The organism is Roseibium porphyridii (assembly GCF_026191725.2).
Taxonomy (GTDB): domain Bacteria; phylum Pseudomonadota; class Alphaproteobacteria; order Rhizobiales; family Stappiaceae; genus Roseibium; species Roseibium porphyridii.
Map to the genome: position 1 here is coordinate 5,427,295 of NZ_CP120863.1, position 24,012 is coordinate 5,451,306.

Sequence of the window (24,012 nt, forward strand, 5' to 3'; positions counted from 1 at the left end):
TAACCGGTTCTCCATTGCGCCCCGTGCCATCAGGCGCATCCGGTCTTGCAGACGCTTTGCGTCAACTGTCGATGTTTTCAGGAGAAACGGCGAGATTTTGTGCAGCTGCGAGCGGCACTCAACTGCAGGCGATCACATGTGCAAAGGAGCCGCTGACCGTCCCTATGGTTTGCCCAAGATCGCCAAGTTGATTGCCAGCGGCATCCTCAGCAGCAAACAATCGTGCGGCCTTTCCTTCCGACATGATGCTTGCATAGTGAAATTCATGTGCCGTCAGGGGACGGGTCCAGGGAGCACCTTTCAGCGGGCGCAGCTTGCGGTATCCGAGGTGGCGCTTGCGCGCCTTGAACGACGTTTCCAACGGAAGAAGCCCGAGCATCCGGTGGCGAATGCCCTCTGCATCGATCATTCCTTCGCCGAGTGTCATGTAGCCGCCGCACTCGCCGTAGATGAGGCGCTCGGCATTCGCTGCTTCTGTCATGCCGGCGAAAAACCGTGTCGCGCTGGCGAGCTTTCCCGCATGCAGTTCCGGATAACCGCCAGGAAGATAAACCGCATCCGCGCTGTTGTCTGGCGCTTCATCGGCAAGCGGTGAAAAAAAGGATAGCTCAGCTCCACTTTCCTGCCAGTGTTTCAGGAGATGCGGATAGGCAAAGGCGAAGGCAACATCTTGCGCAACGGCAATTCGCTGGCCAAGCGGCTCAGGCAGATCGCGGGACCGCCGCTTCGCGTCACTGAGTTGAACTGCCTTATGCGCCAAAAGGTCCAGATCTATTCTGTCCCGACAAACGCCTGCAGCCCCCTTCAAAAAAGCGTCTAGGTCCGGGTGTTCGTTCGCCTGCACCAGCCCAAGGTGGCGTGCGGGAAGACCAAGAGCATCAGACCTTTCGATGGCCCCAAACACCTCGACCTCGAGCGGTGCGAGCGCATCACGCAGCATCTTTTCGTGCCGGGCACTGCCCACCCGGTTCAAGATGACACCCGCCAAATCGATGTCTGACCGGAAAGTGCGAAAGCCGTGAACAAGTGCGGCGACCGACTGAGCCTGTTTTGCGCAGTCAATGACGAGAACGACGGGAATACCCAGCGCAACGGCGAGATCTGCTGCAGAGCCTTTGCCATTTGCAGCACCGTCGAAGAGGCCCATGGCTGCCTCAACGATCATCAGTTCGGCGTTGTCTGTCTGAGAAAGAGCCAGAGAATTGAGCGTGTCAGGTGTCATGGCCCAGGCGTCCAGATTGACGCAAGGTTTTCCACTGGCCGCCTGGTGAAAGCGTGGGTCGATATAGTCCGGACCCGACTTGGCTGAGACGATCACCTTGCTAGCGTCTTTAAAGGCCCGAAGAAGCGCAAGCGTCAGAGTTGTCTTGCCGGCACCGGACGTCGGTGCGGCAATCATCAGGCCCTTTGTCGTGACAGGTGCAGCTTCAACCCGCATCGGCCGAACAGCGGCCGGACCGCAGCTCCAGCGGATCACTATCCAGCATCTTGCCGGTCATTGCTCCGAGCCAGTCAAGGCCACTGCGCAGCCGTACGACTTCGCCAACGACCACAATTGCCGGCGGAGCCATCCCTGAAGCCTTGGCGTCTTCGGCACACCGACCCAGGCTGGTTTCGAGGATTTCCTGGCCGTCAAGAGAAGCGTTGCAGACAATGCCAACCGGCTCAGCTGCGGATCGTCCACCCGCCATGAGTTTTCCGGCAATCGTTTCCAGATGCTTCATTGCCATATACATGACAATAACCGGCGAACCTTTGGCGATGCCCTCCCAGTTGATGGCGTCCGGCGTCAGTCCGGACTGGTCGTGTCCTGTCAGAAACGTGACGGCCTGATTGCAGTCGCGGTGTGTCGCTGGAATTCCGGCATAGGCAAGACCGCCGATACCTGCTGTTATTCCAGGTATGATCCGAAACGGAATTCCAGCCTCGACCAGTCCGAGCGCTTCCTCACCGCCACGGCCGAAAACGAATGGGTCACCCCCCTTCAGTCGCAACACCCTTTTGCCCTGACGCGCGTAATCGATCAGCTTCAGGGTGATGTCACGCTGCTTGGGACTGGGTTTGCCGCCCCGCTTTCCCGCAAAGTCCGTAACCGCATCCGGTTTGACCCAGGCAAGGATGCTGCTGTCGACAAGCGCATCGTAAACCACCACGTCCGCCTGGCGCAGGCCGTTCAAGGCATGCAACGTCAGCAATCCAGGGTCACCCGGGCCCGCACCGGCCAGCCAGACCCAACCCGGCTCAAAATCCGGTAAGCCGTTGGGCAAGCTGTTGTTGTCGCTCTCTGCGTTCATCATTCCTGTTTATCTGTCTTGGACGCAAGCGCCAAGCGATTCCACGATCAAAATCGGCCCGAATACGACATTTCATCGCGTATATATTGACGGGCGCGCAAAGCACGGCATCTTCCGCTATAGAGGAACGATGTCGAGAAATGAGCCCAAAGAGTTGCGACGCGGTTGGACGACCGGCGCCTGTGCAACGGCCGCAGCGAAAGCGGCCTATGAAGCACTTCTCACGGGCACCTTTCCGGACCCCGTTGAAATCACGCTGCCAAAGGGCGGCACAACGCAATTCGCGCTGACGCGCCACGCACTATCAGGCAATACAGCAACCGCTTCCATAACAAAGGATGCGGGCGACGACCCTGATGTGACGCATGGCGCGCTGATCACATCAGCTGTCACGAGATTGCCACCGACTGAAGGTGTGAAGTTCAGGGCCGGAGAAGGGGTTGGCACGGTGACACGGCCCGGCTTGCCGGTTCCCCCGGGCGAACCCGCGATCAACCCCGTGCCGCGCCAGATGATGCAGGCGGCCATTGCGGAAGTCGCCACCAGACACCAAGCTGCCGGCGACGTTGAAATCACCGTTTCCATCGAAGGTGGAGCTGAGCTCGCGCAGAAAACCATGAACCCCCGCCTGGGTATCGTGGGAGGGCTCTCGGTTCTTGGCACGACAGGCATCGTGCGCCCATTTTCCTGCGCCGCATGGATTGCCTCGATCCATCGGGGTATTGATGTTGCCCGGGCGATCGGATTGACGCATGTGGTCGGTGCCACCGGATCATCTTCGGAAGACGCTGTTCGCTGCCGCTACCAACTGGATGAGGCTGCCTATCTGGATATGGGCGATTTTGCGGGCGGCCTTTTGAAATACTTGCGCGCCCATCCCGTGGACAAGCTGACGATGGCCGGCGGATTTGCCAAGATGTCGAAACTGGCCCAAGGCGCGCTCGACCTGCATTCAGCGCGCAGTTCCGTCGATTTCTCGTTTCTGCAGGACCTTCTCAGCGAAGCGGCGGCTCCCGCATCCCTGATCGAAGCCGCCGCATCGGCCAATACCGCCAAAGAAGTGCTTGATGCGTCTCTGGCAGAAAATATCGACCTGAGCTTGCCGTTGGCGCGCAGGTCAAAGGCAGCGGTGCGCCGGATCCTGAGGGACGCTCCTGTTGCGATCGAGGTCCTGATCACGGATCGGCAGGGACTTGTTCTCGGAGAATGTGGATTTGACACGAACACTTGACCACATCTTGCTGCTTGCCGGAACCTCCGAGGCACGACAACTAGCAAAGTCTATTGCTCAACGTTTTGCCGCGGTCAGACTGACAGTATCCTTTGCGGGAGTTGTCAAAGATCTGCCCGATCTCGGTGTTCCGACCCGGGTAGGCGGATTTGGAGGCGTTGATGGTCTTGTCAGCTATCTTCAAGAGGAAGGTGTCGACCTGATCATTGATGCGACGCACCCCTTCGCTGCCCAAATGAGCCGACATGCCGTTGACGCTGCCGGTCAGACCGATACGCATCTCATCCGCCTAGAGCGGCCCATATGGCATGAAGTTGACGGTGACACCTGGCAACATGTTGCCTCGACAACCGCTGCAGCTGAGGCGCTGCCCGAAAAGTCGCGCGCGTTTCTTTCAGTCGGGCGAAAGGAAATTGACAAGTTCACCAATCGAGACGACTGCTTTGCATTGGTACGAATGATTGAGCCGCCCGAACGACCGTTGCCCGATCACTGGCACTTGGTTCTCGAACGTCCTTCCAAAAGCGTCGATGCCGAACGACACTTGCTCAAGCACCACAAGATCACGCATCTGGTGACGAAAAACAGCGGTGGAGCCTCCTCCTACGCCAAGATCGAAGCAGCCCGGCAACTCGAGGTCCCTCTTCTCATGATCAAGAGACCGGCGTTACCGGACGCCAACACGGCTGCCTCGACAGCCGAGGTCCTGAAATTTATCGAACAGTTCGTGGATTGTCGCGACTAGCCGCCAAATCTGAATTTGAACACAGCGGACGCAAATCTCGGAATTCCAACGACGTAGCGGCGAAACAAACGTCTCGGCTCCTGAAGCAACCTGAAGAGCCATTCCAATCCAGCTGCGCGAACAATCTTCGGCGCGCGGGCAACGGACCCCGACATGAAATCGAAAAGCGCTCCAACACCGATCGCTACTTTCACATCTAGATTCTGTCGATTTTGAACGATGAACTTTTCCTGTCTCGGATTGCCCATGGCAATCAGAATAAGATCAGGCCTTAGCGCACTGATCTCCGCGCATACCTCCTGGCAATCATCCATATCGAAATAGCCGTTTCTGCAGCCGACGACTTCGTGTGCAGGGTAGGTTTTCTCGATATGTTTCCGAGCCCGCTGTAATTGCGTTTCCTCAGCTCCGAGCAGGTAGATGCGCAGGGAAAGACCAATGTCTTTCAAGACATCGGGCACAAAGTCCGTGCCATTGAGATTGTCAGGAAAAGGGCTCCCGTTCAGAAACCGGCTGGCGAGATCAATCCCGATCCCGTCGTTCAACAAGGTCATGCGATTGAGTGTCGCCGCATATTCCGGATCGTCAATTGCGGTCAGAACCGTATGAGCATTGCAAATGGCAACATCCAATCGCTCGCCCCGAAGGACGGCCGACCGGATCAGTCCAATCGCTTCCCGACGATTCAGGCGCGAAATTTCCAACGGTCCAATTTCCATTGTGTTGATCCACGGTTGCAGATCCAACTCAACCTTGTTCATTGCCAAAAAAATTCCAATGACGGCCAATTGCCGAGCTAACGATTGTTCTTATGTAAGTTACGAGATTCTTATGTCGAACATTATTAAATTTATTTAATTCCTCTCCCTATTTGCTTTTAGGATTAATGGCCTATTCTTAGGGCCGTCATGTTTTATTAGGCAGAAGTAACCGAACATATACCATGTTCCGAGATCGCACACCGGCAGACGCCTGCCGAATATTTGCGATGCGTTAATCATGTTTGTTTACGAATTTCCTGACCAAAGATGGTTGAAGCATGCTCACGCATCTTTGACTGGCCGGAAACACGACAAGACCCGAAATTGCTCCTGACGCAACAGTGCAGACAACATCATGATCGATATCACGGACATACCTGCACTTCTGAAACGCAATATCTTCTGGCTGCTTCTGTTTCCAGTCCTTTTTGCCGGAATAGCGTTTGTCTTTGTTGCCTTGAAGACCCCCGTCTACGAGACGAGAGCCGAACTTCTTGTGCAGCCGGAAGGAGCGCAGATCATATCCAACAATCCGGTGGGGACGGCCAGCAACCAATCCCTCCAGAGCATGGATCTGGACAGCCAAACGCACATCATATTGTCTGCAGCCGTTCTGAACCAAGTCGCCAACTCTCTTGGACTGGACGATTCGCCCCAATTCCAGCAACCGGGGCTGAGACAAAAAATTCTCGGCGGCTTCAGCTCCAACCGGTCATCTGCGGAATCAAGAGAGGCGACGCTTGAAGCCCTTCGCGAAGCGCTCAACGTCTACCGGATCGAAAGATCACTGGTGTTCGTTATCGTGGTCAAGCACACGGATGCGCAACTTGCGGCGGCAATCGCGAACGAGACCGCAAACGCTTATATCGAGCAATCCAGAACGAACCGCACCCAGTCGCTAGCACGAGCAAGCGAAAGCCTGAGTGAACAGGCAGAACAGTTGCGTGGCCGCGTCGAAACAGCCGAGGCCGCCGTGGAAGCCTACAAGGCACGGCAAGGCCTGATCAGCACCGCCGGCGGGTCGGTTGTCGACCAGCAGCTCGACGCTCTCAACAACCAGATCACAGAAGCCCGGGTTGCGATGGAAAGGGCCAAGGTCATCAATGATCAGATGGCATCTCTAACTCTGGCGGACGTCGAAGCGGGCGTCGTTCCCCAAGATGCGATCAGTTCGGTTCTGAATTCGTTGAGGGTCCAGTATTCGCGTATTGCCCAGCAGGAAGCTGAGGCTGCAACAACGCTTGGCGCCAATCACCCGACCTTGCGCGAATTACGATCGCAAATGAACAATACCGGACGTCAGATCCAGTCCGAACTTCAACGTATCAAGCAAACTGTCAAAGGCCAGTTCGAGCAAGCACGCCTCACCTTGAGCGGCCTGGAGCAGCAATCCAAGAACTTGCAGTCGCAGAACACACTGCAGGGCAAAGCACTTATTGAATTGCGCCAGCTGCAAAGCGAGGCTGATGCCAGCCGCAGTATCTATGAGGCATTCCTGAAGCGCTCAAGAGAACTGGAAGAACTTCCGGAACTGGACGCCAACAGCTCCAGGATACTTTCAGAAGCTCCGGTGCCATCCTCACCAACCGGACCCAACAAGATCGTTGCCCTTGGTGCGGGTAGCCTGTTCGGGTTTGTATTTGCGGCTGCCGGTGTGATCGGCCTGGCCCTTCTGCGCGGTAACCTGACCAGCGAACGCGCTGTCGTGACCGGAACAGGCGCTCCGATCCTGGCCAATATCTCCGCGCCGGCCAATGACCGCGGAAGCGGGTCCGCACTGACCGGATGGTTGGGAAAACCCGGGTCGTCAATTCAAAAGCAGAACGGAATTGCACGCACCCGGGTGGCCTATGCTCTCCGGCAGGCATTTGCAGACGAAAAGCCAGCCAACGTGCTCGTTCTGTCTATCGGGAACACGGGCAACACATCTCGCTTCATCCGGAATGTCGCTGTTGAATTGCATGACATGGGTGAAGAGGTGCTCTTTGCTCATACCGTCGGAAAACGCCGTGCAGATCAATCGTCAGACAGTACCGAGGCCTCGGCCAACCCAAGAGTAAATACCCTCAATAAGTTGGCCATGAACCTTTCCGATCAGGGCCTTGCAATCGCGGCCAACGATAGCGACCTCGGTTCGGTGTCGCAGAGGAAAGGCTTATCGAGTTATTTGCGTGTCGAGCAAATCGATACAAGACGAAAATACGCAGCCAACGCAGATCTTGCTTCCAGCTATGACGACTTTCTGCTGATCGACGCCGGTAACATTGATGCCAGCCCCCTGCTGCCTGTCCTTTTGCGCCATTGTGATGGTATCATACTGATCACAGCGCTTGGCGAAACCAGATCCAGTGACTTTGAGCGCACAACGGCCTATCTGGAGCCCTGGCAAGACCGGATCATCGGCAATGTTGTACTCTCAGCTGTCTGACCGGCCGGCTTTTGCCGGAACACTGCAGGACATTGAAGAGCGTCGCTACCAACTCTGGCTGAAAGCTGTCAGCGCAGTTGTTATCGCGACCCTGACCTTCAACTTCCTGCTGGCGGTTTTCAACACAAACTTGATCGGAATCTCTGAAAGCCACGTCATCTTGACCGAGCTAGCCTTGATTGGCTGCGCGCTGCTGCTCGCCATGAGCCGCAATCCTGCGCTCTATGTCATTCTGGCGCTTTACCTGAGTTACATGGCCTTCATTCTTGCCTTGCGTCCGGAACTTGATCTGAAAGCCATTCGCGACTTTCTCATCCCGATTATCTTCTATTTCATTGGACGCAAATTCCAACGGATAGAAGACGCTGACAGGCTGGTTTGGACCTGTACCTTCATTGTTCTGGCAATCGGATTCTTCGAATTCCTTTTCCTGGATCTGTACACGCAGGTCGTTGATATCTTTGGATATTACGTTGCGCGTGGCACCTTGGAAATCGATGACAACTTTATCGAAGGTTCGAATTTGTTTGTCTCGAGCACCCGCGTCGGAGGACGGAACTTCTTTGACTTTCTCGGTCAGATCAGAGCTTCTTCGGTCTTCCTGGAACCCGTTACGATGGGCAATTTCGGAGCATTTCTATGCCTTTGGGCGCTCTTTCGAAAAGGCATGCATCACCGTATTCTGCTCCTGGTACTGGCCTTTGTCGTCATTGTCCTCGCGGACGCCCGGTTCGGAATGTTCGTGTGTTTCTTCCTGTTCGTTGCAGCAGGCGCTGCCTATCTCGTCCCAAGATTTCTTTGGTGGTGCCTGCCGCCGTTGATCGTATTTGCGCTGGCTGTTTTCGGTGGTCTCTTTCCCGACTTGCCCTGGGCTGACAACTTCATTGGACGGCTCATCCATGCCAGTCACCTGCAGCAGCTGATCACTCTGGATGCATTGTTCGGTTTGCAGCCGGATGTTCCCTTTCTTGCCGACAACGGTTTTGCCTATTCCATCGTCAAGTGCGGGATTATCGGTTTGCTGGCCCTCTGGACGCTCTTTGTCTTTGCGCCTTCCAACAGCCCGCAAGCGCTTCACTTCAAGGCCTTGGCCGTTGTCTATATTTCCTTGCTCATGACCGTTTCCAACTCGTTTTATTCGATCAAGCTGGCAGCCCTTTTCTGGGTCGCTGCAGGAGCGGCAGACATCATGAAGTCGTCAACAACCATCACGCGACGACAAGATGTCACCGCAAAACCCCGTCCATCGAACCACGAGACCCGAAGCTTTTGGAGCACGCGGGAGCAAAACCGTCAGAGCCTCAGAGCACGAGTATAAAGGTCGTCATATTTTTTCGCCGTGTGTGACCAGCCATACCGTTGAACGGATTGAACCGCACGCTCGCGCAAACTCTGATCGGAAAGAAGGTCCTGTAAGGCCGAGTCTACAGCACTTGCCGTCTTCTTCGCGTCTTCAAAGTCACATAGCCGGATGAGTGGGTTGCTGTCGGAAAGCGATTGAAAGGCCTGATTTGCATGAACAACGGGAATGAGACCCGCACTCAAGGCTTCAATCAACACCAGGCCAAATCCCTCATAATCTGAAGCGCTGACGAACAGGCTGCATTGACCGATCAGGTCACGCAGCTGTTGGTTGCTGAGACCAACATGGACATAAACCCGGCTGCCCAGCCCGAGAGACTGTGCTCGTGACAGAATGTCATTCTTTGTGAGATCGGATTCAACACCCGCCACATGCAGGGTCCAGTTGTCTTCAGAAGTCGACAGGGATTTCATAAGATCCAGCAACAAGTTCAAGCGCTTGTTCGTGGAAAACCGTCCGAGCGTCAAGAGTGTTTTCCGGGGTTCAACCGAAGCCGCTTCGCCGAACTTTTCAAGATCAACTCCGTTTTCGATCAGTTCGGTGCGCCTTGGTGCGATCTTTCGAAACAGATCGAAGTCGCTTTGGCTGCAACAGGCAATGCCCGAATACTGGGATGAGGACAATCGTGTCAGCGAATTGAACCAGACCTGCTTCAAACGCGCAAACCGGGCTGTGTGAAAAAAGCCGCCATGCGTCGTCGCAACCAGGGTTTTCCGGTGCCAGAACCTGCTCAGAGCAAGCGCATCGTAAAAAAAATCCACGGCATGAACGTGCACCAGATCAGCGTTCTTGATTTCACCCAGGACCGACGGAGCAAGAGGGTATCTCGTGCTTCCGCGAAACGGAATGCGACACACCTCGATGCCGTCAATGCTCTCCCGTTCCGGAAGTCTGGCGCTTAAGTCCGTGAACAATCTGTCCAGCGTGACAACCTTGAGACCGGCAAACCGCCCATTTTGCTTGGCCGCCAGGTTCCGGACAACGTCTTCAAGGCCACCTATATTGGGAGCATATTGCCGAACCACGTGAACAACACGCACATCGGAGAAATCAGCAACGCCGTTTAGTATCTCGTCTGTGTCGGGTTCATGTTTCATATATCTTTTCCGGCGAAAACATTTGTGCTCAAGCACTTTCCGCGCAAGGTAACATCCGTCCTTCAACAAGATCTTTATGATCATATCGCCAAACAGCGCTTACCCGTCCATAGCCTTTATGAAATATCACCGCCCAAAACTGACCTCATCAAAACGCATCCCGCTTCCGGGACGTTTCGTTGCCGGCGCTCTTGCTACTACCCTGCTCGTCGCGGCTATTTCGCATCCGGCTTCCGCACAAAGATGCCTTCGTGGTGTCAACCTTGCGGGAGGTGAGTTTGGCGGATCGCAGGGCGAGTACGGGCAAAGCTACATTTATCCCTCTGACGAAACTCTGGACTGGGCTGCATCTCGGCAGATGACTGCCATTCGGCTTCCCTTAAAATGGGAAAGACTGCAACCCCAGTTGAACGGTCCGTTTGACAGCGCGGAGCTTACGCGCCTGGTTGATGTGGTCCGGCGGGCAAACGGACGCGGACTCACAGTTGTTCTCGATCCGCACAATTACGCCGAGTACGAGAACGATCGCCTGGGCAAAGGCAAACTGACAGCGGCCGACTTCGCAAATTTCTGGTCGCAACTGGCACGCATCTTTTCCGGAAACCCGCTGGTCGTTTACGGATTGATGAACGAACCAACGGACATTGAATCTGCGGTGTGGTTCGAAGCGGCGCAGGCGGGTCTCGATGCCGTTCGAGCGACTGGTGCGAACAATCTTGTTCTTGTACCGGGTAATGTCTGGAGCGGCGCTTCGCACTGGTTCGATGATCAGGAAGGTGGCTCCAATGCCGAACTGTTCCAGCACATTTCAGACAGCGCCGACAATTTCGCCTTCGAATTTCACCAATATATGGACGACAATTTTTCCGGTACCAATCCCACCTGTCCAAGGGTCAAAGACGCAATTCTGGCGCTTGAAGGCGTAACGGGTTGGATGCGGCAATATGGGTACAAAGGTTTCCTGGGTGAATTCGGTGGGACCAGTTCACCCGATTGCCTGGAAGGACTGGACGATTTTGGCGACTACCTGACCAGTCAGAGCGACATCTGGATTGGCTGGACAGCCTGGGCAGCCGGTGACTGGTGGGGAGATTATCCCCTGTCCCTGCAACCGGACAACGGGATCGACAAACCCCAGATTGAAGTCCTCAAACCATATTTTCAGGATCTGGACCAGCAATGCGGGTGAAACCTGAGCAGCGACTGAGGCTGAATACGGAAGAGGTTTATGGCAGATAAGATCCTCATCGTTTCCCGACACGATTATCGAACCGAGTGGCGAGCCAGCCTGCACTTCCTTGCGGACGCTTATCACGCTTTGGGCAGCTCGGTAAAATTCGTGTCCGTCGGTTTCAGCCCACTATCCTTGTTGTCTCATGATCACCGCAAAGCGCTCTCAAGCGATTCCAACAGATGGCAAACCAGGAACGGTATAGAGTGTTTCTTGTGGCGCTCTCCGATACATCCGTTCAACCGAGGGCTCGGCAGCCTCGCTTTCCTGACCAACAGTCTTTTCAAATGGTGGATCAACTCGTCTTGCTCCGAAATGGACCGGGCGTGTGGGACAGCCGACATTATCATCGTGGAATCGGGAATAGCGGCGGCGTTGGTCGGGCGGATCAGGCGCTGCGCGCCAAATGCAAAGCTCATTTACGTGGCATCCGATCTTCTGGAAACCGTGAACGCTCATCCCTTTATTGAAGAGCAGCTCTACCGCGACCGATCCGCCATCAGCCACATAGTTGTCGTCGCCCGGGCCATGGCCAAGCACTTCCAGGATTTTGGCTGTCCAGTTCACTTCGTGACACATGGCATTTCAAAATCAGATTTCGATACAATTGGCCCGAGTCCCTATTCAGGAGGCAAAAACATCGTCACAGTCGGATCAATGCTTTTCGATCCGACGTTTTTCGAAGTCGCATCCGAAAACTTTCCGGACATTCACTTTCATCTGATCGGTACGCCCAAACTTGAAAACGGTGCAGAAAACATCACCGAGTATGGTCGGATGGAGTTTACGGAAACGCTTCCCTATCTGAAATATGCCGATGCTGGCGTCGCGCCCTATCACGACATGGAGCATGCAGACTACCTGGTCGATAGCAGCATGAAGCTCATGCAGTACGACTATCTGAAACTCAATGCCATTTGCCCGGATTTTGCGGCTGGCGAAAAACCAAATCGCTATGGCTATAGACCCGGCGACACGGCCTCCGTGACCTTCGCAATCGAAAACGCTCTTGGCAGGCCTTACACGGAAGGCAATACCGAGGTTCTCGATTGGAAAGATGTGGCAATCAGATACAGGGACTTTTGACCGACCTGTTGCTCAACGTGTGTTTTACAGCTTGTTCGAACACAGCCTGTTCTACCGAAAAGCAGCACTGTTCCGTCCTGTTTTTGCGAAATCTCCCGCACACTCATCGGCGACATTCAAGAAAAACGGCCATACGAAATCTTAAACGAATACGCATAAACAAGACCCAAATAAGCACACCACGTTACAAGTCGGAGGGCATTCGTCTCCGATCCTTGATGCAGAGGCCCCTGGGCCCAAGAACAAGTCTGGCCCGGATTCAGATGACTGTAATTTCGACTGCGAAGAGTATGGCCTGATGGCGTCCATGCTTCGAAATTCGGTGGTGAACACCACAGCTGGCGTTCTCTCCATGTTCATGGGGTTCATCTGCAGCATCATTGTGGCCCGCACGCTTGGCGTCGAAGGCACTGGCATCGTGGCTTACGCCCTTTGGTTCATGACCGTTGCCACCGTTGTCTCGGATTATGGCATGCCGCAAGCAACATTGCGCTTCATTGCGCGTGACGTATCCGGCGATCATCTTCACAGCGCCCTATTGCAGACTTTGCTGTCCCGTTTTGTTGTCACAACGGCGATCATGGCAGTCGGAATAGGAACCTATGCACTTTGGCTTGCCAGTGGGAATGACGCACGCGGATCATCCGTCTGGCTTGCCACAATCGTTCTCTTTTTAAGTTACGCCTATTCGACAATTTCCATCGGCGCAGCACAGGGTCTTGGTCAGTTCGATCGCGCTGCGAAGATGACGTTGACGGGCTGTGTCTTGCAGTTTTTCTCGGTGCTGGGCGGTGCTTTGCTTTTCGGCCCCGTCGGCGCAATTCTCGGACATGCCACACGGCACCTGCCGCAGGCTCTCGATCTCAGGCGCTACCTTGGTCAAACAGCCGAGCGTGTCCGCGAGATCCCGGCTGATGTCAAAATCTACGCGCGCAACAACTGGATATCGGGCAGCGTCTTTGCCCTTTTCGGAGCCCGGATCGAGCTTGCACTTATTGGTTTCTTTTTCTCTATCGCCCAAGTGGGTTACTATTCCATCGGCCTGACAATGTCTGGCATGATTGCGCAATTGGCCGTGTTCATTCTCGCCTTCGTGGTTCCCCAATTCGGAGCAATGCACGACAACGCCGACGACACTGCCTTCGCCAGTGCCTTTCAGGAAACGATTAGATGGCTTGGAATTGTCATCGCTCCCATCGCCATTGGCGGTGCCTCCATCGCGAGCGAGCTCATTCCGGTCGTCTTCGGGGAAGACTTCGCCCCCGCGGTCTGGCCAGCGGTCATATTGCTTGCATTTGCAATCGCACAGGCACTTGCATCTGTCATTTCACGCGCGATCCTCGCCAAAAACCGGAGCACTGACGAGCTTCGCATGATGCTGGTTTGGTGTGGCGCAACCACTGTGTCGCTGCTGATCACCGTACCGTCTTACGGTCAGTTGGGAGCCGCCTGGATTCGCGGCGGTGCCAGCATTCTTCTGTTACTGATGCTGAGTATCTATTGCCATCGCGTCCTTCAGCTCCGTCTGCCCGTGCTTGCCCTGATGAAATCGACCTTGGCGGCGGCTATTTGCGGGGCAACAGCAGCCTACATGCTTACCATCGTCTCCGGACTGATCGGTCTTCTGATCGCCGTCAGCGCTGCCGCACCAGTTTATTTCCTGGCACTGTTTCTTCTAAGGGCGGTCACCTGGAAGGAAATCCGACCGCTGTTCGATGGGTTGAAAACTCGCATGAGATCGTCAAAAGCTGACTGACCTGGCTCGTGGTTCCTGCTCTTTGCAACTTCTATTAATGCGTTATTAGCCTGAGATTTCTAAATTGAAGCCAACTCTATTGGTTTTCGCATCAGTGCGAGATCAACTGATCGGCGCATTTGCGTTTTGCTTAAGAACATCGAGCACAAGTCTTTGCGACGATCTGAAAACAATGCAAATCGGAACTATTGAAGCAATGTCTATCGGAACCGTATTCGGCGAACGCTTTGGACCCATTTTGCAATCGATCGGAACCCTGCTTTCAAAGCGTGTTTTGAATACACTCTCCGTCGGCTTCTACTCGGTCATCATTCTTGGAACCCTGGCGCTCGCCTATTTCAATCCGGTCTACAATTGGGACATCCTGGCCTATGTCGGGATCGCGGTGGAAGACAGGCTTGAAACGGCGGAAGAAATTCACGCGACCGCTTACGGTGAAGTTCAGGAAGCCGCTTCGGAGCTTCAATTCTATAAAGTGACTGCATCTATTCCCTATAGGGTTGGCCAATATGAGAACCCTGACCACTTTGTGTCGCTGTTCCCCATGTACCGGGTGAAACTGGCCTATGTCGAAGCAATCAAGCATCTTGGAGACGTCGCTGGCCGCGTGCATGCCACAACGCTGATTTCTACGATTTCAGCAGCGTTGGTCGGTGTCTTTGTCATTGCCTGGAGTTTTCGGCGAAACTTCGTTCAAGGCCTTCTGATCATCGGACCCGTCTCGATACTGATCGGCTATGTCTTTTCTGCCAGAGAAGCGACACCTGACCTGATGATGGCGGTATTTACCCTGCCAGCGATCTATTTTGTCTGCAGGGAAAAGCCATTCTTTGCAGCACCGTTTCTCATCCTTGCCTTTCTGGTCCGGCCGGATGGTATTCTATTGTTCTTCGCATTGCTCCTGGCAGCGCTCGCGGTGAGTAAATATCGGCTGGCCTATCTGGCCCTCTTTATTGCCTGCGTGTGTCTTTATTTCCCTGTGACGGGCTCTGCGGAGCATCCGGGCTGGTGGCCTCATTTCTATTTCTCAAACATTGAATACCAGGACGACATGCGCGGGTTCAACCCAGCCTTTGACGCCGTCCTTTTCATCAAAGCGCTGCTGATCAACCTTGCGCGCACGGTACAGGCCTATGATTGGCTGATGTTACTGGCAGTCTTTCTGCTCGGATTTGCGCTGTTTATCCGCAACGGTTTCGAGATCTCACGCGGTCAATGGATGGCGGTTATCGCCTTAACACTTTGTATTGGCGGAAAATTCGTCACCTTTCCGCTCCCGGATGATCGCGTTTATCTGCCCTACATGTTGCCCCTGTTGCTGGTCCTGATGGAAATCTGGAAGCCGGAATTTTCTGTCGCGCAGTCCGGAACCAAACGGGTTTCATAGGCCGATATTGCTTTCAAACTGCTCACTCGGGCAGATGCCTGAATGCCAAGCCATTGTCCACTTGGAAGCCTTGCAGACGGGAGGCTGGTTATCGTGACTGTCCGAACTGCCAAGCCATGGCAAGCAGAGACACGACCTGAAAGACAAAAAACCCGCTTCGAATGAAGCGGGTTTTCATATTTGAAGCGCACTGACATTGACTGCCAGATCGCACTCAATTTGCTCAAAACTAACCGGCCTGCGATTTGATAAAGCCGTTCACGATGCTGACAATGCCTTTCGACAAGAGGTCGTCCAGCGCATCACAGAACGTATCAACGTTGTCCATGGTGCAGACGAGTGGTGGCTCGAGGCGAATGACATTGCGATTGTACTCGGTGAAGGCCACCAGAATGTCGTAATCGCGCAGAAGCTGAGCTCCAATGAAGCCAGAGAGCGAACCTTTCAGCTTTTCATCAAGCATGGCGAGAACCGGACGCAAAACCATAGGCATCGTCTTTGAGAAATCCTGAAATTCCAGTCCGACCATCAATCCTTGTCCACGGACATCCTTGATGATCTTCGGGTACTTTTCCTGGATCTGCTTCAGGCGCGAGATCAGATGAGCGCCGACCTGTGCGGAGTTTTCAATCAGATCCTCATCGTAAAGAACATTCAGACCTTCCATGGCTGTGACGCTTGCCTCGCCAATGCCGCCAAATGTCGCCTGCGCGTGGATCATCGCTGTTTTGGGAGAGCCGTAGGCTTTCATGTAAACATCGCGCTTGGCAATCATTGCACCAACAGCAGCCTTGCCCGCACCGAGCGATTTTGCCAGCGCCGTGACGTCCGGAACAACGCCATAGTGTTCGAAAGCGTAGAATTTTCCCGTCCGGCCGTAACCGCATTGAACTTCGTCGGCCACCCAAAGCACATTGTGCTCATCGCACAAGTCTCTGACGCCTCTCCAATAGGCTTCAGGTGCCGAGATAATGCCACCGCCGCCCTGGACGGTTTCCAAAACAACGACGCCGATGTCTGGATCAGACTTAATGGCATTGCTCAGGGCCTGCAGATCACCAAACGGAACCTTCACCCGGTTGCCGACCAACTGGAAGTCGCCTTGATAGAGTTCAGAATCCGTCAGCGACAGAACGCCCTTCGTCTTTCCGTGAAACGAGTTCTCAGCGTACACAATCTTGCAGTTTTTCCTGCCCGAGGCCCGCTCGGCCACCTTGACGGCAGCTTCCATGGCTTCTGAACCGGTCGAACCGAGGAAAACCATGTCAAGGTCGCCCGGCGAACAGGCTGCCAGGTTCTTGGCAAGAGCTGTTGCATACTGAGAGAGAAACGCAATGGCGATCTCGTGCCTGTTTTCGTCCTGAAACTGCTTGCGCGCGGCGATCACACGCGGATGATTGTGCCCATGGGCAAGCGAGCCGAACCCACCGAAAAAGTCCAGGATCTTTCTACCGTTCTGGTCGGTGTAATACATCCCTTCGGCGGTCTCGATCTTGACCTTGTGGAAGCCGAGCAACTTCATGAAATGAAACTGTCCGGGATTGATATGGTCTTTGAACAGCTCAGCCATTGACTTGGTGTCGAGAGCCTTCGCCTCTTCAACCGTCATCAGGTCCGGTTTGGTGCTTTGCATCGGTTCTGCCTCAGGCATGTCCTGCTTTGTCGCAACATTAGCTAACATGGATAGTCCTATTCTGCAGGCTGAACGCTGCCGTGATTGGCACCGTTTCCGGCCGTTTTCTGTGATCGGTATTCGTCATATGCGGCGATCAGCATGTCTTCGTCGCGATAGGCTGGAACCCAGCCAAGGTCACGTTCGCCTTTTGAAACATCGAGAACGCACATCTCGTCAGCAATGAGATACTGTTCCGGATCCATCAGGGGCATGTTGATGGCGTCAAGGAAATCCAGGGTGCGCTTGACCGCAAATCCCCAGGTCGGCAGCAATATGGATTTGGATCCCGCATGCTTCACGAGGTCGCCAAGTAGCTTCTTGACCGGAGGCGGATTGATGGAGCCCAGATTATAGGCTTCGTTCGGGACACCTGCTTTCCAGGCGCGGTAAGCGGCATCTGCACAGTCGAACACTGAAATGAACTGATAAGGGTTCTTGCCGGACCCGATCATGGGCACCGGAAGGTTCATGTCGACGAGCTTGAAGAGCTTGGTCAGGATGCCAAGACGGCCCGGACCGATGATCAGTCTAGGTCGAAACAGAGTGATATCCATACCACGCTCGCGCCAGTCGGCTGCAAGAAACTCCGTATCCAACTTGGATTGACCATACTCACCGAGAGGTGCAACAGGATGATCTTCGGTCATTGGATAGGTGACGGTGTGGCCATAGACCATGTCGGTCGTGTAGTGCACCAATTTCTTGGCGCCAGCACGGTCCATCGCTTCGATGATGTTTTTGGTTCCGTCGTAATTGACCGGATAGAAAAAGTCGTGGCGTTTTGCGCGCACCTGGATCGGTGAAAGCATCTTGGCTGACAGATTGTAAACCATGTCTTCCGCAGCTATCGGAACCGCGGCGATAGAGGCCGGATCGGTCACATCGCAGGTAAGAAAAGTTGCCTTCAGATAGACAGACTGATTGTCATTGACGATATCGGCAACAATGACCTCTTCCCCGTCTTCCAGGAGCTTTTTTGCAAGCTGGCGACCGACGAAACCGTCGCCGCCGAAAAGAATATGTTTCACTTCGAAGTCTCCTTCAGGGCCGCAGTTTCAACCTGGGATTTTGCGTGGTTCTGATCGTGGTTGGATCCACCCTGCGCGATGAAGATCGTGCCAACGCAGATAAAGGCGATCCCGATGACGCGCATTGCGTTCAGGTCTTCCTGGAAAATGAAATAGGCGTAGACAGCCACAACCACATAAGCGAGTGACAAAAACGGATAGGCGTAAGACAGCTCTACCTTCGACAGGACATATAGATGTGATGCCATTGAGATCACAAAGGTGCAAAGACCCAAAAAGACGAATGGCGAGAACACGACCTGAAGTAGTTTGATAATCAGATTACTGGACAACCCGCTGAAATCGCCCAGTCTGGTCATCCCGTACTTTAACATTATTTGTGCAGCTGCATTCGTCAGTACGGTAAATAAAATAAAAGGGAGGAACTTAGCCATACCCCATCGTCTCCACTCACTGTAAATTCTACCAACGCAACTATCGATCTAATTTGATTAAATTATCTTAATTCTGGCGCTATTTAACTTTGATATCACTGTATGAATAATAATGAGTGACTCTAATACTTAAATTTTCTTCATGTTATTATTGTTTGATTCACCATGTTACCTGCCATCCAGGACGGTTCTGCGCCAGAAGTCCGACATAAGCGCCGGATCCCTCAGTTCCTCGATCTCTTGCCAATTGGGAAAGGAGGCCCTGAAAGTCGCACTCGACATTCTCCGATCCTTGTAAGGGTTCACCGCCCCCCCAGCCTGAATGGTGATGTCATCGAGTTGCTCCAGCAACCGGTGTGTCACACCACCCTTGTCCGGAAAATCAAGCGTCAGCGTGAAACCCGGACGCGGAAAGCTCAAGATCCCCGGGCTTGGCAGTGAACCAAAGCGTTTCAGGACTGTCAGAAAGGATCCATGATGATTTCTTTGGGTGCACTCGAGGAGAGATTTTATGACCTCAAATGCATTTTCGGGCGGGATTACGCTCTGGTGCTGATGCAGGCCCCTTGGCCCATAAAGCCGGTTCCATCGTCCAATGCGGTCCAACGGAAAAAAGAACTTGTCAAAGGCGACCAGTTGCTCGGATCGGCCAACAGGAGCGCTTCTGAAGTAGCTTTCGTTGAAGAGCTTCAGGAATGGCCCTTGAAGGGGTGAGATCGGCGGAGTTAATGGGATATTCAAACGCGGCGCCGATTTGCGTTGCGGATGCTCGCCGTTAGCCGCATGGTCGCCGGCAATCAAGTGCCCTCGACCAAAGTGCTTCCCTTTGACCAGAGAATCGATCCAGGCGACCGCATATTCGTGCCGCGCATCTGCCTCATCGGCCAACCCGAAGTAAGCTTCCAGATTGTCAAACCGGGTCGTCACCTGGTTGATCGAAGAGGACCCAATTTTCATCAACTGAATGGTCGCCTTGCGGATCAGGCCCGTGAGGCCCATGCCCCCGATCGTTGCATCGAAAAGACCACTCTCCTCATCTGACTTCAACAGCACGGAACCCTGGTCCGATCTTTCGAGCAGCAGTTCCACGACGTGACAGCCGAATGTCCCACGCCTGTGGTGGTTCTTGCCATGAATGTCATTGGCAATGGCGCCGCCAAGCGTCACGAACTGGGTGCCGGGAACCACCACAGGAAACCAGCCATGCGGTGCTACGGCTGCGATGATATCGCTCAAAAGGATGCCAGCGTCCGCCTCCAACAGACCCGAAGACCTGTCAAAAGACAGGATTCGATTTGCGGATTGTGACGTGATCGCGCTCCCGGCTGCATTCAAACAGCTATCGCCATAGCTTCTGCCATTGCCAAAGGGCAAAGCGCCATCCGATTTGACCTCACTGGTCAGATACTGATCAGGTGCGAGAAGACGCGGGTTTTTGACGGACAATCCGCCCCAACTGGCAATCCGCCGCATTTCTTTAGCCATGTGGGTTTACCAGGCTGCAGCAATCAGGAAAAGGACGGCACCGCAGCCGATCATGAATTGACTACGCCAGTCCTTCAGGATGAAGACGATCGGATCTTCATGCATCTCGCCTCTGCGTGCGAGGATCCAGATACGCATGATGATGTAGAGCACCAGCGGGCACAAAAGCCAGATTAGCTGCGGAATGGCATAAGCTTCTTCGATTACTGGACTTTGAATATAAAGCGCGAGAACCAACACTGCTGCAAAGCCGGATGTCATCCCTGCTTGCGAGATGGGTTCCAGATCAACATGACGGTAACCGCGACCGGTAACTTCCCTGGAGGCAACTTCGCCGACTTGCTGCAACTCGGTGAAGCGTTTCACCAGAGCAAGTGACAGGAAAAAGAACACAGAAAATGCGAGCAACCAGAACGAATACTCGATATCTGCCGCAGCCCCACCGGCAAGGACACGTACGGTGTAAAGACCGGCCAGGACAAATACATCGAGCAGGAGCATGCGCTTTATGGCGACCGAATACGCCGTTGTAATAAACAGGTAAAGCACCAAGATCCCGGTAAAGGCCAAGGGAAGGAAAGCGGAGATAGTGAAAGCAATCACAATCGAGCCAGCTGCCAGAAGCAAGCCGTTTGGAACGCTCAACCGGCCGCTTGCGAATGGACGATTGCACTTGGTGCGGTGACGGCGATCCGCTTCAAGGTCCAAGAGGTCATTGACCACATAAATGGCCGAAGCCGTGAGTGAAAAGGCTATGAAAGCCAGCAAACTGCTGACAAAGACGGACCCGACAAAAATCTCGTGCGCCAGAACCGCAGGCACGAAAATCAGAGCATTTTTAAGCCATTGATGCGGTCGCATTGCCTGTAGCGCAGCTTTGACTTCACTCTCTGTCGCATCAATTCGTTCAGCACCTGTTTTGCGTTGCCAGTTGTGCGCAACCCTGTCAGGTGCCACGACCGTCGCTTCAGACGCTTCCTCAAACAGGCAGACATCGTGATGTGAGTTGCCGTAATAGTCGAAGCCTTCGTCGCCGATCCGATCCCTTATCCGATCGAGCTTACGATGCGCCGTCAGGTTGGTCGTTTCATCGGACGCAAGCACTTCATCGAAGATCGCCAAATGCTCGGCAACGGCATCAGCAAGGGTTTCATTCGACCCGGTCGCCAGCACGAGCCGTCGGCCTGCCGCTTTTTCTGTCTTCAACCGTTCAACGACATCTGATCTGTATGGCAGGGTTTTGACGTCAATTTCTGCAGCCTCGGCAAGCCTCGCCTTTGTGAAGGCAATGCCGTGGCGCAACCAACCGAAGATCAGGAAAACAACAAAAGGCTTTCTGCGAAGCGCCTGAAAAAGGCTCTCCCAAAGAAGATCGCCTTTAATGAGCGTGCCATCCAAGTCTACGTAGATAGCTCGGTTTGTCGTTTCACAGCGCTGATCCATCACGCGGGAACCTTCAGTTTGAGCACTACCCCAAACATCTGGCACTCTTCTGTTAGACGAAGATTTCTGCGAACCAAATGCAATTCAAGAATAGTGCAAACGCTTCCTGTATTACAGTTCTCGCTAACGCAAATTCCTTATCATGCCATTTATACGGGAAGCTTCGGTGGTACGAAGATTGCGCAAAAGCAGCCAAATCCGTAAATTCGTTGATTTTATGCTTACCGGCAGATTAACCGGACCAGCCACACATCAACGTGCCGCGACCAGCTTCCATGTTACACAAATCCTATGCCCAACGCTGGTTTTGGGCGACGGCGGCTTTAAGGCAGAACCACAAAGTCCACGTGGCCGACCATGACATGTAGCTGCGCTGCACCAATCTTTATCTGTCTGTCCTGCCACCAGCTTTCCAGTTGCTCGGCTTCGAGCCCCACCTCACGACCAACCCGCTGCCATCCGCTCAGGAACTCAAGCAGAAAATCTTGAGTGTCATCACCTGCCTGCCAGTCTGAAGTGCCCTGAACGACACGACAATCGCGCGCCCTGAACAGCTCAATCGCCACCCTGGCGGCCTCAGGACCAAGTGCAGGGCCAAACCCCTTGTCGGTTTGCTGATGCCGGTTGAGCGCTTCGCGCAGAGTTTCGTCCATACCATGACCGGGAGAGAACTCCGTCCGCCCGTCGTAGGTCAGGCTTGCCAGAAACGGCTTCCCCGCCTCGACAACCTTGTCGATCAGACGCTCCAGGAACGCTTTCGAGGTCAAATCGAGAAATGCCGAAGTGGTGATCGCATCGAACCGATCAAAGGGTAGTTTCTCCAGATCGGCTTGCAAATCGACTTGCTGCACTTTGAGGTCACCCTGAAATCGGCTCGAAGCCACGTCCAGCAACGACACATCAAAATCCGTCAGTTGCCAGCTGACCGGCATTTGAAACTTGTCTTTCAATGCGGCAACGGTCGAGCCGGCTCCGCTGGCAAGGTCAAGAACACGAACTTCGGAAGTGGGCAGTGCGTCAAGAAAAGCCCGCTCCACAACGGTGTTTCTGGCAGCCAAATCGAGCGGCTCCCGCAACGCCAACCAATGCGATGAAAATCCACTCATTCCGACACCCTTTGAAGTATCTGCGAGAACCTTTCGGACGCATCGTGCCAACCCGGGAGTTTTTCTGCAGCCTGGCGCGCTCCAACAGACAGCTTTTGGCGCAGATCCCGATCTGTGATCAGACTTTCCAAAGCCGATTGCAAGGAGGTGATATCGTCCGGAGGGCAATAAAGCGCGGCGCCTTGCGGAAGCGTATCCCGAACAGCGCCTCCGCCACTTCCTATGACGGCAAGCCCATGCGCCATCGCCTCGGTATACGCCATCCCATACCCCTCGTAGCGGCTGGCAAGAACGAATACATCTGCAGACTGATAGAAATTCTTCAGCTCATCCGAGGGTATGGCACCATGAAAAACAAGCCGTTCCTCAAGACCGAAATCCTGGGCCAGACGCTGAATTTCATTCGCGCAGGCAGGATCCGCCTCAAGGCCACCGACGATATCCAACTGCCAGTCAAATTGCTTCAGGCGGGACAGCGCCATTAGCAACAGATCGTATCCCTTTCGGTAAACCAGCGTTCCAACTGCGAGCAAGCGAACAGGTGTCTGCTCATTTTTCTGTCGCGGTGCGGGCAAATCTGTACCAGGCAAGACGACGCTGATTTTCTTCTTTTGAATCTCAAAGAGATCGGAAACCTGATCGCCGGTGGCTGGGCTGGTGACAATCACATGACTTGCACCGGATAGCGCTGCCCGCTCGCTGCTTTCCAGCGTGTGCGCCTGAGCGTTGCTCAAACCGTTCTCACGGCAAAGAGGATGATGAACAAGCGCAACCAGCTTCAATCGGTCCTTTAGCTCGATGGCGGCGTCGGGCATAACCCCGAAGGCCAGACCGTCAACGACCACCAGACGACCACCAGGAAGGTCATTCAGGCGCTTCCTGGCAGTCGCCAATGTCTGGTCATCGGGAAACGGAAATCCATCTCCGAGCGGCAAAAGATCAACCTTCCAGCCGTCACGTTTCAGACCTGCGATGATTTGCCGGTCGTAACCGTAACCACCGGTTGGTGTTTCCAAGTCGCCCGGATAGGCGAAACATAGACTTTTCATCGAGGCTCAGATCTTGGCTTCGTACCAGGCACGCGCCACGTGCGATTCTGAAATTGTCACGCGGATCGCACCAAGTTCTGACCCCGGGCGGCCCAGTTTGTCGTTGCGCGCTGCCTTGGCGAGGTGATCGTGAATGTGCTTCGTCAGAAACTCTGTCGTGGTGTTGATGCCTTCAAACTCCGGCACTTCGTCGAGGTTCTTGTAGTTCAGAGGCTGCAGCACTTCCTTCAAGGCATCGTGCGCGCGGCCAATATCGATGACCACACCGTTTTCATCGAGGCTGTCAGCCAGAAACGCCGCATCGATCACGAATGTTGCGCCATGCAGCGCCTGAGCCGGGCCGAACAGCTCTCCCTTGAACGAATGGGCAATCATCACGTGATCGCGAACTTCAACTGCAAACATTTCGATAG

At 54.1% G+C, this 24,012-nt stretch carries 20 protein-coding genes; 8 read left to right on the forward strand and 12 right to left on the reverse strand.

What is annotated here, in order from left to right; genetic code table 11:
• Positions 1 to 118 precede the first annotated feature (118 nt).
• Positions 119 to 1,438: a cobyrinate a,c-diamide synthase gene (locus tag K1718_RS25000; RefSeq protein WP_265682475.1), complete on the reverse strand. Its 1,320-nt coding sequence runs from the start codon at positions 1,436 to 1,438 to the stop codon at positions 119 to 121.
• A complete protein-coding gene (cobA, locus tag K1718_RS25005; protein WP_418068094.1) occupies positions 1,428 to 2,297 on the reverse strand; it encodes a uroporphyrinogen-III C-methyltransferase in 870 nt (289 codons plus the stop codon). Before cobA ends, K1718_RS25000 begins: the two co-directional genes overlap by 11 nt.
• A 127-nt stretch (positions 2,298 to 2,424) precedes the next feature.
• Between cobA and K1718_RS25010 the strand changes: the two genes are divergently transcribed.
• Together K1718_RS25010 and K1718_RS25015 are read left to right on the forward strand one after the other, a co-directional pair.
• The gene (locus tag K1718_RS25010) at positions 2,425 to 3,525 is read left to right on the forward strand and encodes a cobalt-precorrin-5B (C(1))-methyltransferase (protein ID WP_265680431.1); all 1,101 of its coding nucleotides are present in this window, start codon (positions 2,425 to 2,427) and stop codon (positions 3,523 to 3,525) included.
• Positions 3,503 to 4,270: a cobalt-precorrin-6A reductase gene (locus K1718_RS25015; protein WP_418068095.1), complete on the forward strand. Its 768-nt coding sequence runs from the start codon at positions 3,503 to 3,505 to the stop codon at positions 4,268 to 4,270. Before K1718_RS25010 ends, K1718_RS25015 begins: the two co-directional genes overlap by 23 nt.
• Here the strand turns inward: K1718_RS25015 and K1718_RS25020 are convergent.
• Positions 4,267 to 5,031 (reverse strand): WecB/TagA/CpsF family glycosyltransferase, encoded by a 765-nt coding sequence (locus K1718_RS25020; protein WP_265680429.1) that lies wholly within the window; start codon positions 5,029 to 5,031, stop codon positions 4,267 to 4,269. The genes K1718_RS25015 and K1718_RS25020 overlap by 4 nt on opposite strands.
• A gap of 355 nt (positions 5,032 to 5,386) precedes the next feature.
• Between K1718_RS25020 and K1718_RS25025 the strand changes: the two genes are divergently transcribed.
• Positions 5,387 to 7,459, forward strand: coding sequence for a GumC family protein (locus tag K1718_RS25025; protein WP_265680428.1), 2,073 nt, complete (start codon positions 5,387 to 5,389; stop codon positions 7,457 to 7,459).
• Positions 7,437 to 8,777, forward strand: coding sequence for a UDP-phosphate alpha N-acetylglucosaminyltransferase (locus K1718_RS25030; RefSeq protein ID WP_265680427.1), 1,341 nt, complete (start codon positions 7,437 to 7,439; stop codon positions 8,775 to 8,777). The genes K1718_RS25025 and K1718_RS25030 overlap by 23 nt, the downstream gene beginning before the upstream one ends.
• On the opposite strand, the gene K1718_RS25035 is transcribed toward K1718_RS25030, so the two are convergent.
• A complete protein-coding gene (locus K1718_RS25035) occupies positions 8,753 to 9,919 on the reverse strand; it encodes a glycosyltransferase family 4 protein (protein ID WP_265680426.1) in 1,167 nt (388 codons plus the stop codon). The two genes, K1718_RS25030 and K1718_RS25035, sit on opposite strands and share 25 nt — an antisense overlap.
• Before the next feature lie 76 nt (positions 9,920 to 9,995).
• Here K1718_RS25035 and K1718_RS25040 point away from each other — a divergent pair, with 76 nt between their 5' ends.
• The 4 genes from K1718_RS25040 to K1718_RS25055 all read left to right on the forward strand — a co-directional run bounded on the left by K1718_RS25040 (position 9,996) and on the right by K1718_RS25055 (position 15,379).
• Positions 9,996 to 11,108 carry a glycoside hydrolase family 5 protein gene (locus tag K1718_RS25040; RefSeq protein WP_265680425.1) on the forward strand — a complete coding sequence of 371 codons (1,113 nt, stop codon included), beginning with the start codon at positions 9,996 to 9,998 and terminating at the stop codon, positions 11,106 to 11,108.
• Between the two features lie 39 nt (positions 11,109 to 11,147).
• A complete protein-coding gene (locus K1718_RS25045; protein WP_265680424.1) occupies positions 11,148 to 12,236 on the forward strand; it encodes a GumK N-terminal domain-containing glycosyltransferase in 1,089 nt (362 codons plus the stop codon).
• Between the two features lie 298 nt (positions 12,237 to 12,534).
• Complete coding sequence (locus tag K1718_RS25050; protein ID WP_265680423.1) at positions 12,535 to 13,992, forward strand: lipopolysaccharide biosynthesis protein; 1,458 nt, start codon at positions 12,535 to 12,537, stop codon at positions 13,990 to 13,992.
• A gap of 196 nt (positions 13,993 to 14,188) precedes the next feature.
• Positions 14,189 to 15,379: a hypothetical protein gene (locus K1718_RS25055; protein ID WP_152503678.1), complete on the forward strand. Its 1,191-nt coding sequence runs from the start codon at positions 14,189 to 14,191 to the stop codon at positions 15,377 to 15,379.
• Between the two features lie 229 nt (positions 15,380 to 15,608).
• Here K1718_RS25055 and K1718_RS25060 read toward each other — a convergent pair whose 3' ends face one another.
• The 8 genes from K1718_RS25060 to K1718_RS25095 all read right to left on the reverse strand — a co-directional run bounded on the left by K1718_RS25060 (position 15,609) and on the right by K1718_RS25095 (position 24,004).
• On the reverse strand, positions 15,609 to 17,060 hold the full coding sequence (locus K1718_RS25060) for an aspartate aminotransferase family protein (protein ID WP_152503679.1): 1,452 nt from the start codon (positions 17,058 to 17,060) through the stop codon (positions 15,609 to 15,611).
• 8 nt (positions 17,061 to 17,068) lie between these two features.
• A complete protein-coding gene (locus K1718_RS25065) occupies positions 17,069 to 18,082 on the reverse strand; it encodes an NAD-dependent epimerase/dehydratase family protein (protein WP_265680422.1) in 1,014 nt (337 codons plus the stop codon).
• A complete protein-coding gene (locus K1718_RS25070; protein WP_152503681.1) occupies positions 18,079 to 18,516 on the reverse strand; it encodes an EamA family transporter in 438 nt (145 codons plus the stop codon). Before K1718_RS25070 ends, K1718_RS25065 begins: the two co-directional genes overlap by 4 nt.
• 168 nt (positions 18,517 to 18,684) lie before the next feature.
• Positions 18,685 to 20,001, reverse strand: a complete 1,317-nt coding sequence (locus K1718_RS25075) for an FAD-binding oxidoreductase (protein ID WP_265680421.1) — start codon at positions 19,999 to 20,001, stop codon at positions 18,685 to 18,687.
• 6 nt (positions 20,002 to 20,007) lie between these two features.
• Complete coding sequence (locus K1718_RS25080) at positions 20,008 to 21,444, reverse strand: UbiA family prenyltransferase (RefSeq protein ID WP_265680420.1); 1,437 nt, start codon at positions 21,442 to 21,444, stop codon at positions 20,008 to 20,010.
• A gap of 323 nt (positions 21,445 to 21,767) precedes the next feature.
• Positions 21,768 to 22,550 carry a class I SAM-dependent methyltransferase gene (locus tag K1718_RS25085; protein ID WP_265680419.1) on the reverse strand — a complete coding sequence of 261 codons (783 nt, stop codon included), beginning with the start codon at positions 22,548 to 22,550 and terminating at the stop codon, positions 21,768 to 21,770.
• Entirely contained in the window at positions 22,547 to 23,599 is a 1,053-nt protein-coding gene (locus K1718_RS25090; protein ID WP_265680418.1) for a glycosyltransferase family 4 protein, read from the reverse strand. The genes K1718_RS25085 and K1718_RS25090 overlap by 4 nt, the downstream gene beginning before the upstream one ends.
• Before the next feature lie 6 nt (positions 23,600 to 23,605).
• Positions 23,606 to 24,004, reverse strand: coding sequence for a 6-pyruvoyl trahydropterin synthase family protein (locus tag K1718_RS25095; protein ID WP_265680417.1), 399 nt, complete (start codon positions 24,002 to 24,004; stop codon positions 23,606 to 23,608).
• Positions 24,005 to 24,012 lie beyond the last annotated feature (8 nt).

Excerpts from the sequence above, each read along its gene's own strand:
- K1718_RS25000 (WP_265682475.1), bottom strand. The coding sequence starts at position 1,438 with ATGCGGGTTGAAGCTGCACCTGTCACGACAAAGGGCCTGATGATTGCC.
- cobA (WP_418068094.1), bottom strand. The coding sequence starts at position 2,297 with ATGATGAACGCAGAGAGCGACAACAACAGCTTGCCCAACGGCTTACCG.
- K1718_RS25010 (WP_265680431.1), top strand. The coding sequence starts at position 2,425 with ATGTCGAGAAATGAGCCCAAAGAGTTGCGACGCGGTTGGACGACCGGC.
- K1718_RS25020 (WP_265680429.1), bottom strand. The coding sequence starts at position 5,031 with ATGAACAAGGTTGAGTTGGATCTGCAACCGTGGATCAACACAATGGAA.
- K1718_RS25025 (WP_265680428.1), top strand. The coding sequence starts at position 5,387 with ATGATCGATATCACGGACATACCTGCACTTCTGAAACGCAATATCTTC.
- K1718_RS25030 (WP_265680427.1), top strand. The coding sequence starts at position 7,437 with ATGTTGTACTCTCAGCTGTCTGACCGGCCGGCTTTTGCCGGAACACTG.
- K1718_RS25035 (WP_265680426.1), bottom strand. The coding sequence starts at position 9,919 with ATGAAACATGAACCCGACACAGACGAGATACTAAACGGCGTTGCTGAT.
- K1718_RS25040 (WP_265680425.1), top strand. The coding sequence starts at position 9,996 with ATGATCATATCGCCAAACAGCGCTTACCCGTCCATAGCCTTTATGAAA.
- K1718_RS25045 (WP_265680424.1), top strand. The coding sequence starts at position 11,148 with ATGGCAGATAAGATCCTCATCGTTTCCCGACACGATTATCGAACCGAG.
- K1718_RS25050 (WP_265680423.1), top strand. The coding sequence starts at position 12,535 with ATGGCGTCCATGCTTCGAAATTCGGTGGTGAACACCACAGCTGGCGTT.
- K1718_RS25055 (WP_152503678.1), top strand. The coding sequence starts at position 14,189 with ATGTCTATCGGAACCGTATTCGGCGAACGCTTTGGACCCATTTTGCAA.
- K1718_RS25060 (WP_152503679.1), bottom strand. The coding sequence starts at position 17,060 with ATGTTAGCTAATGTTGCGACAAAGCAGGACATGCCTGAGGCAGAACCG.
- K1718_RS25070 (WP_152503681.1), bottom strand. The coding sequence starts at position 18,516 with ATGGCTAAGTTCCTCCCTTTTATTTTATTTACCGTACTGACGAATGCA.
- K1718_RS25075 (WP_265680421.1), bottom strand. The coding sequence starts at position 20,001 with ATGGCTAAAGAAATGCGGCGGATTGCCAGTTGGGGCGGATTGTCCGTC.
- K1718_RS25080 (WP_265680420.1), bottom strand. The coding sequence starts at position 21,444 with ATGGATCAGCGCTGTGAAACGACAAACCGAGCTATCTACGTAGACTTG.
- K1718_RS25085 (WP_265680419.1), bottom strand. The coding sequence starts at position 22,550 with ATGAGTGGATTTTCATCGCATTGGTTGGCGTTGCGGGAGCCGCTCGAT.
- K1718_RS25090 (WP_265680418.1), bottom strand. The coding sequence starts at position 23,599 with ATGAAAAGTCTATGTTTCGCCTATCCGGGCGACTTGGAAACACCAACC.
- K1718_RS25095 (WP_265680417.1), bottom strand. The coding sequence starts at position 24,004 with ATGTTTGCAGTTGAAGTTCGCGATCACGTGATGATTGCCCATTCGTTC.